Below are 7,247 nucleotides of genomic sequence, written 5' to 3'. Positions count from 1 at the left end.
ACGATGTAGTGCCCTGCTCGCCGCCGGCCCGCCGTCGCCAACACCGACCCCGCCAGGATCAGGGTGAAGGCCACCACGATGCCCACGGTCAGGCTCTCGCCCAGGAACAGCGCGCCCGCCGCCACCGCCACCGCCGGGTTGACGTACGTGATCACCGTCGAACGCGTCGGACCGACCTCCTTGATCAGCTCCAGGAAGGCCACGAACGCCAACGCCGTGCAGATCACTCCCAGCCCGGCGAGGGACGCCAGGACCTGTGGGGATGGGACCGAGGAGGGCCAGGTAACCGCTGCCGCGGGGGCGTACACCACCGCCGCCAACGCCAGGCACGGGGCCGTCAGTTGGAGTGTCGGGACGTCCTTCAGGTAGCGGGCGGCGATCAGAGGCGCCGTCGCATAGCCCAGCACCGTCAGCAGCACCTCCGCCAGTGAGCGCGCGTCGCCGCCCGTCAGGTGCGGGACCGTGAGGACGGTGACCCCGGCCAGGCCCAGCGCCAGGCCCGCCACCCGCCGGGGACCCAGTCGTTCCGCGTCGCCGAAGAACCTCGCCGTCACCACGCCCACGATCGGTACGCCCGCGATCAGCAGACCCGCCGTGGAGCTGGACAGGTGCCGTTCCGCGTCCGTCAGCGTGAACCACGGGACGATGATCTCTATGCACGCGAAGGCCAGCATCGGGCGCCAGTGCGCGCGGATCGTCCCGGTCAGGCCGCCTTGCCGTAGCGCGAAAGGCAGCAGGAGTACGGCGCCCAGGGCGCAGCGGGTGAAGACGACCATGGACGGGGACAGCGGGGCGTCCACCGCCACCTTGATCATCAGGTAGGGGACGCCCCACACCACTCCCATCAGGGAGAACAGGAACCAGCCGCGTGCAGTCATACGGCGAGTGTCGGGCCGGTCAACGCCCACCGTCTTGAACGCTGTTGCGGTACGCCGCCGGCGTCACCCCCAGCACCCGCCGGAACCACCGTGTCAGATGCGCCTGGTCCGCGAAGCCCACCTGTGCCGCCACCTCGGCGGGGCGTCCACCCGCCTCCAGCAGACCGCGCGCCCGGGTCACCCGGTACTGGGCGAGCCAGGCGTACGGCGGTATCCCCATCGTCGTACGGAAGGCGCGGAGCAGTTGGTAGCGGGACAGGCCGAAGTCCGCCGCCAAGGATGACAGTGACGGTGGGGTGAGCAGTTCGTCCGCCAGGCGGTCCCTCACCGCGTGGGCCACCCAGGCCGCGCCCGGGATCTCGTCCGGCGCCGGGCGGGATGTGGAGTGGCGGCGGGCCAGGGCCGTGAGGAGCCAGGGGAGGCGGGACTCCGCCTCCAACGGGTCCGGGCAGACGCTGAGTTGGGTGTGGGCCGAGCGCAGTGCTACGGCTAGTTCGGCGTCGTCGAGGAGGGGTTCGCGGAAGTGCGGGAGGGCGGGGCCGAGGATGCCATCGGTGAGGAGGGCCGGGTCCGCGTAGAGGGCTCGGTAGGCGTAGCCGTCGGTGGTGGTGCCGGGGCCGCCCGTGTGCATTTCGTCGGGGGCGAGTACGACGATGGAGCCGGGGTCCAGGCGGATGCGGCCGCCACGGTAGTCGATGACTTCCGAGCCGCCGACGCAGACGCCGATCGCGAACTCGGCGTGCGCGTGCGGGGCGTAGACGTGCCAGTCGAAGCGGGCGGTGAGGAGGTCGAGGGGCGGGCCGCAGCGGCCCAGCCTCGCCCTCGTCCACAATGCCTGTTCACGTGCGCTCACCGGCCGCACCCCCTTTTCCTCCACAGGGTGCAACGCGCCGGGGCCGCGTGTCATGCCGGGGTGAGCGCCCGCTCCAGTGTGTCGAAGGCCGCCGTCATCCGTACCTGGTGGTCCTCGGCCGGCCCTCCCCCGCGTTCGCCCGCGAGCAGGCGGCGCGCGGTGGTGACGTACACCGATCGGTACGCGGCGACGATCAGGGCCGCGGCCAGGGCGGGGTCGGGGATGTCCGGGGCGGTCTCGGCAAGGGCGTCGGACAGGGCGTTCTCGATCTCCTCCAGGCCTTCGCGGGCCCGGGCGCGCAGGGCCGGCGAGTCGATCACGACCTGCCAGAAGTCCGGGAAGGCGTCGTTGGGACCGGCCAACGGGTGGTGCTGGTCGCGGAGTTCGAGCGAGAGGCGGCGCAGCGCGGCGAGCGGGGTCTCGCCCGGGGCACGGTGGCGTACCGCCCCGCTGAGCACCTCGACCGCTTCCGGGATGCGGTCGAGGAACAGGTCCTCCTTGCGCGGGAAGTAGTTGAAGACGGTCATCGTCGACACCTCGGCGGCGCGCGCGACCTCCGCCACCGACACCCCGTCGAAGCCGCGTGCCTTGAACAGGTCCGTGGCGACGTTCGAGATCCGCTGCCGGGTCGCCCGCTTCTTGCGCTCTCTCAGGGGCAGCTCGGTCTCGCCCTCACCATCGTTCATGAGAACAGTGTAGCGAACATAATTTTTTAGTGACTACACTCAAGGCATGGACACTGACACGAACACTGACACGAACACCGATACGAACTACGACACGAGCTATGACACGAGCTACGACGTCGTGGTGGCCGGCGCCGGTCCGGTGGGGCTGGTGCTGGCGAGTGAACTGACCCTCGGCGGGGCGCGGGTGCTGGTCGTGGAGCGGCTGGCCGAGGTGAACGAGACGATCAAGGCGGGCGGCATCAACTCCACCACCGCCGTCGCCCTCTACCGGCGAGGCCTGCTGCCCGAGCTGACCCAGGTGCACGAGGAGGCGATGAGCCGCTTCAAGGAGTTCACGCGGGCGCACGGCGGCAGCGAAAGCGCCAGCCCCGTGCCGCCGCCGAGGTTCGCCGGGCACTTCTCCGGGATCATGCTGCGAGCCGACCTGCTCGACGAGTCCGACCCCGCCTTCGCGGAACTCGGCCCGGTCGAGCGCGTCGGGCTCGTCCCGCAGGCCCCGCTGGAGCGGCTGCTCGGCCGGCACGCCGACCGGCTCGGCGTCGAGGTGCGCAGGCAGGTCGAGTTGACCGGCTTCGACACCGACGAGGAGGGGGTGACCGTACACCTCGCCCCCACCGACGGCTCCGCGCCACGGACCGTCCGCGCCGGCTGGCTGGTCGGCTGCGACGGTGGCCGCAGCCTCGTGCGCAAGCTCGCCGGGTTCGAGTTCCCGGGTACCGCACCGGAGATCACCGGGTACCAGGCGATCGCCGACATGACCGGCACCGAGCCGCTGCGGGGCGGCTGGAACACCACCGACGTGGGGACGTACGCGTACGGTCCGATGCCGGGACGGGTGCTCACCGTCGAGTTCGACGGACCGCCCGCCGACCGCGAATCCCCTGTCACCGCCGAGGAGTTGCAGGCAAGTGTGCGCCGGGTGACCGGTGTCGACGTCACCGTGCACAAGGTGCGCTCCTCGACCCGGTTCACCGACAACTGCCGTCAGGCGGACAGCTATCGCGCGGGCCGGGTGCTGCTCGCGGGCGACGCGGCGCATGTGCACTCGCCGTTCGGCGGACAGGGGCTCAACCTCGGTGTCGGGGACGCGATGAACCTCGGCTGGAAGCTCGCCCTGGTGGTGAGCGGCCGGGCCCCGGTGGAACTGCTGGACACCTACACGGCGGAGCGGCATCCGATCGGCGCCTGGGTGCTGGACTGGACGCGCGCCCAGATCGCGGTGATGCGGCCCGAGCCCCGTTCCCGCGCCCTGCGCGAGGTGGTCACCGACCTCGCGGGGACAGTGGACGGCACGACGTATTTCGTCAAGAAGATCTCCGGTGTCTGGCAGCGCTACGACCTCCCCGGCGACCACCCCCTGACCGGCCGCAGCGCCCCCGACCTCGAACTCGCCGACGGCACCCACCTCGCCGACCACCTCCACACCGGCCGCGCCCTCCTCCTCGACCTCACCGACGACCCCAAACTCCGGGCACGCGCGGCCGGTTACGAAGGCCTGGTGGACGTCCTCACCACCACCTGCCCCCAACACCCCGAACTGACGGGGCTGTTGGTGCGCCCGGACGGAATCACGGCATGGGCGGCCGACACGGACAGCCCCGAGGACGATCCGACGGAAGCTCTACGGCTGTGGTTCGGCGCGCCCCTTGGCGCTTGACACTCCCGCGACGTCAGCATCTGAACTGACCCCATGAGGACCAACTGGGCAGGCGGCGGGCGGGTGTTCGGGTATGCGCGGGCGCGACGGGCCATGGTGGCCGGGTCGGCGCTCGCGTGCGTGCTGGAGACGCTCACCATGTCGGTGCTGCTGCGGGACTGGCCGGTACCCGACCAAGTGGTGCCGGTCCTGGGCCTGTTCGCGGTCGCGTGCGTCGCCGCCCTGCACGCGTCCTCCGTCGCCCGCCCGCATCTGCTGGACACGGATACCCATGCGCTACGGCTCCGGCGGGCCGCCCGCGCCGACGTGATCGTCCCGCTGGGCCATATCGCCTCCGCCGAGGGCGAGTTGCGGGTGGCCCGGCGCCGGGCCGAGGGCGAACTCGACCTCCCCGTCGGCTTCCGCACCTCCGTCACCCTCCAACTCGCCGAGCCGGTCACCCACTTGACGCTCCTCGGCCGCCGGCGGGAGGTCGACACCGTCCACTTCCACGCCGACGACGCCGAACTCGTCGTAGCGACCCTTCAGGCCCATCTGCACACGGTCAGGCGGGGGCGAACCGTACCTTCGACGTCCCCGGGTCCGCCTGGGTGAGCCGGACCCGCAGGCGCTCCCCCAACGGCAGCGGGGTCGTGCCGCCCTCGATGCGGGCGACGACGGCCGGGGTGTCCAACTGCACCTTTCCCACGGTGGGTTGGCGTTCCTCGACGTCCACCACATAGCCGTCGAAGAGGTCGCCGACCCGGTCCTTCAGCAGGGCCGCCTCGACGATGTCGACGCACTCGCGCTCGACGGTGCCCGCGAGACGGGTGCCGTCGGCCATCCGCTTGGGGAGGGCGTCGAGGCCGGCCAGGACCCAGGCGGGTGGGGAGCCGGGGGCGAGGCAGAGTTCGGCGGCGTAACGGTCGACCAGCCGTCGTAGGGGTGCCGTGCAGTGGGTGTAGGGGGCGGCGACGGCCGCGTGGGTGGTGACGGGCGGGAGGTTGCCGTCCCGGAAGACCGTGTAACCCGCGCCGCGCAGCAGTGTCGTGCACTCCTGGAGGAAGGCCGCGTGGTGCGGGAGGCGCGGGTCGAGGGAGCGGATGAGTTCGGCGTACGACATGTGGTGCGGCCAGTCGATGCGCAGGGCGTGCGCGGTGTGGTGGAGGCGGCCGACGGCGCCGTCCGGGGCGGTGGGCAGGGTGCGCAGGACGCCTGTGCCGTGCGTGAGCATCAGGTCGGCCGCGGCCATGCCGGTGAGGAGGGAGATCTGGGCGTTCCAGCCGTCGGCGGGGAGCGGGGCGCGGTAGGCGAGTTCGTAGGTGTGGTCGCGCTCGACGATCTCCTGCTCGGGGACGTTGAGGGAGATGCCGCCGCGCTCGACCTCCAGGCGTTCGCGCGCCTCGCCGATGTCCTTGAGCAGCGCGAGCGGTTCCTCCGCGGTGCCCGCGTCGATCCGCCGCTGCGCGGTCGCGTAGTCGAGTTTGGCCCGGCTGCGGACGAGGGCCCGGCGGACGTCGACGGCGGACGTACGGCCGTCCGCGTCCAGGTCGATCGTCCACAGCACCGCGGGCCGGGTCACGTCCGGCAGCAGGCTCGCGGCGCCCTCGCTCAGCAGGGGCGGGTGCAGCGGGGTCTTCTCGTCGGGGAAGTAGAGGGTGGTGACCCGCCGGTGGGCCTCCGCGTCCAGCGCGCCGCCGGGGACCACGAAGGCGGCGACGTCGGCGATGGCGTACCGGACCCGGAAACCGGTCCCCCCGGTCCCCCTACGGGACAGGTGCATCGCCTGGTCGAGGTCCATGGACGTGGGCGGGTCGATGGTGAAGAAGGGGATGTCGGTCGCGTCCTCGGCGGGCGGGGCCGGGGACTTCGCCGCCCGTTCCGCCTCCGCGAGCACCTCCGGCGGGAAGGTCTCGGGTACGCCGAGTTCGGTACGGAGCGCGGTGAGGGCGGCGCGGAGCGGGGCTTCGGGGGTGCCGGTCACCCGGATACGGCGGCTGGGCATGACACGAGCGTAGGCACAATCCGCAGGCCCGCACCCTTTACGCTGGCGCAGGCGCCCCCACGTGAGCCAGAAGTTCCACCCCGAAGTTCCCTCCAGAAGTTCCCTAAGGAGAAACCCGCCGTGCTCGTCCTGCTGCCGCCCTCCGAAGGCAAGGCCTCCTCCGGCCGCGGTGCCCCCCTCAAGCCGGAATCGCTCTCACTGCCGGGACTCACCGACGCCCGCGCGGCCGTACTCGACGAACTCGTCGACCTGTGCGCGGCCGACGAGGACAAGGCACGCGAGGTGCTCGGACTGAGCGAGGGACTGCGCGGCGAGATCGCGAAGAACGTCGACCTGCGCACGGCCGGCGCGCGGCCCGCCGGGGAGATCTACACGGGTGTCCTCTACGACGCCCTCGACCTGGCCTCGCTGGACACAGCCGCGAAGAAGCGGGCCGCGCGCTCGCTGCTCGTGTTCTCCGGGCTGTGGGGCGCGGTGCGCGTGACGGACCGGATTCCGTCGTACCGCTGCTCGATGGGGGTACGGCTGCCCGGGCTTGGCGCGCTGGGTGCGCACTGGCGGGGGCCGATGGCGGCTGCGATGCCGGAGGTTGCCGGGGACGGGCTCGTCCTTGACCTGCGGTCGTCGGCGTACGCGGCGGCGTGGAAGCCGAAGGGCGAGGTCGCGGGGCGGACGGCGACCGTACGGGTGCTGCACGCGCCGACCCGGAAGGTCGTCAGCCACTTCAACAAGGCGACGAAGGGGCGGATCGTGCGGAGCCTGCTGACCTCGCCGGGGGCGCCGGGGACGCCTGCGGAGTTGGTGGAGGCGTTGCGGGACCTGGGGTACGAGGTGGAGGCGGAGGCGCCCGCTCAGGCGGGGCGGGCCTGGGCGCTGGATGTGTTGGTGGACGAGATCCACTGAGCGCCCCGCCTGTCGGCAAGATCGAGGGCAACTCGTTGCAGGGTGCGCAACGGGCTTTGCGTGTACTGCATCGGCTCGGCAGGATGAGGGCATGCCTTCCTCGCCGTGGCCTTCCTCAAGCCTGCTCGATCTCGCTCCCGTGCTGCCCGTCGTCGTCATCGAGGACGTCGCCGACGCGGTGCCGCTCGCGCGGGCGCTGGTGGCGGGCGGGTTGCCCGCGATCGAGGTGACCTTGCGGACGCCGGCCGCGCTGGACGCCTTGCGGGCGATCGCGGGTGAGGTG

At 71.9% G+C, this 7,247-nt stretch carries 7 protein-coding genes and 1 pseudogene; 4 read left to right on the top strand and 4 right to left on the bottom strand.

The annotated features are described in order from the left end of the window. From ACNFOC_RS47905 to ACNFOC_RS47895, 3 genes are all read right to left on the bottom strand, one after another. On the bottom strand, positions 1-878 hold an 878-nt coding region (locus ACNFOC_RS47905; protein ID WP_416965291.1), incomplete at its 3' end, for a DMT family transporter. A 19-nt stretch (positions 879-897) separates the two neighbouring features. Then, positions 898-1,731: a helix-turn-helix domain-containing protein gene (locus ACNFOC_RS47900; RefSeq protein ID WP_416965290.1), complete on the bottom strand. Its 834-nt coding sequence runs from the start codon at positions 1,729-1,731 to the stop codon at positions 898-900. A 50-nt stretch (positions 1,732-1,781) separates the two neighbouring features. Beyond that, positions 1,782-2,417 (bottom strand): TetR/AcrR family transcriptional regulator, encoded by a 636-nt coding sequence (locus ACNFOC_RS47895; RefSeq protein WP_416965289.1) that lies wholly within the window; start codon positions 2,415-2,417, stop codon positions 1,782-1,784. 46 nt (positions 2,418-2,463) lie between these two features. Here ACNFOC_RS47895 and ACNFOC_RS47890 point away from each other — a divergent pair, with 46 nt between their 5' ends. Both ACNFOC_RS47890 and ACNFOC_RS47885 read left to right on the top strand, forming a co-directional pair. After that, complete coding sequence (locus ACNFOC_RS47890; RefSeq protein WP_416965288.1) at positions 2,464-4,077, top strand: FAD-dependent monooxygenase; 1,614 nt, start codon at positions 2,464-2,466, stop codon at positions 4,075-4,077. 33 nt (positions 4,078-4,110) lie between these two features. Next, on the top strand, positions 4,111-4,671 hold the full coding sequence (locus ACNFOC_RS47885) for a hypothetical protein (protein ID WP_416965287.1): 561 nt from the start codon (positions 4,111-4,113) through the stop codon (positions 4,669-4,671). Here the strand turns inward: ACNFOC_RS47885 and ACNFOC_RS47880 are convergent. Next, the gene (locus ACNFOC_RS47880) at positions 4,622-6,061 is read right to left on the bottom strand and encodes an RNB domain-containing ribonuclease (RefSeq protein ID WP_416965286.1); all 1,440 of its coding nucleotides are present in this window, start codon (positions 6,059-6,061) and stop codon (positions 4,622-4,624) included. The genes ACNFOC_RS47885 and ACNFOC_RS47880 overlap by 50 nt on opposite strands. A 120-nt stretch (positions 6,062-6,181) precedes the next feature. On the opposite strand from ACNFOC_RS47880, the gene yaaA reads away from it, so the two are divergent. Then, positions 6,182-6,964, top strand: coding sequence for a peroxide stress protein YaaA (gene yaaA / locus ACNFOC_RS47875; RefSeq protein ID WP_416965285.1), 783 nt, complete (start codon positions 6,182-6,184; stop codon positions 6,962-6,964). A gap of 91 nt (positions 6,965-7,055) precedes the next feature. Further along, positions 7,056-7,247 (top strand): annotated as a pseudogene (locus ACNFOC_RS47870) (keto-deoxy-phosphogluconate aldolase); the annotation flags it as partial.

Origin of the sequence: Streptomyces colwelliae, from assembly GCF_048158785.1 — a bacterium.
GTDB lineage: Bacteria > Actinomycetota > Actinomycetes > Streptomycetales > Streptomycetaceae > Streptomyces.
The sequence above is the reverse complement of the archived record's forward strand: the minus strand, read 5'-3'. Positions and strand labels throughout refer to the sequence as shown.

Coding starts and splice junctions, on each gene's coding strand:
- ACNFOC_RS47895 (WP_416965289.1), bottom strand. CDS start 2,417: ATGAACGATGGTGAGGGCGAGACCGAGCTGCCCCTGAGAGAGCGCAAG.
- ACNFOC_RS47880 (WP_416965286.1), bottom strand. CDS start 6,061: ATGCCCAGCCGCCGTATCCGGGTGACCGGCACCCCCGAAGCCCCGCTC.
- ACNFOC_RS47885 (WP_416965287.1), top strand. CDS start 4,111: ATGAGGACCAACTGGGCAGGCGGCGGGCGGGTGTTCGGGTATGCGCGG.
- ACNFOC_RS47890 (WP_416965288.1), top strand. CDS start 2,464: ATGGACACTGACACGAACACTGACACGAACACCGATACGAACTACGAC.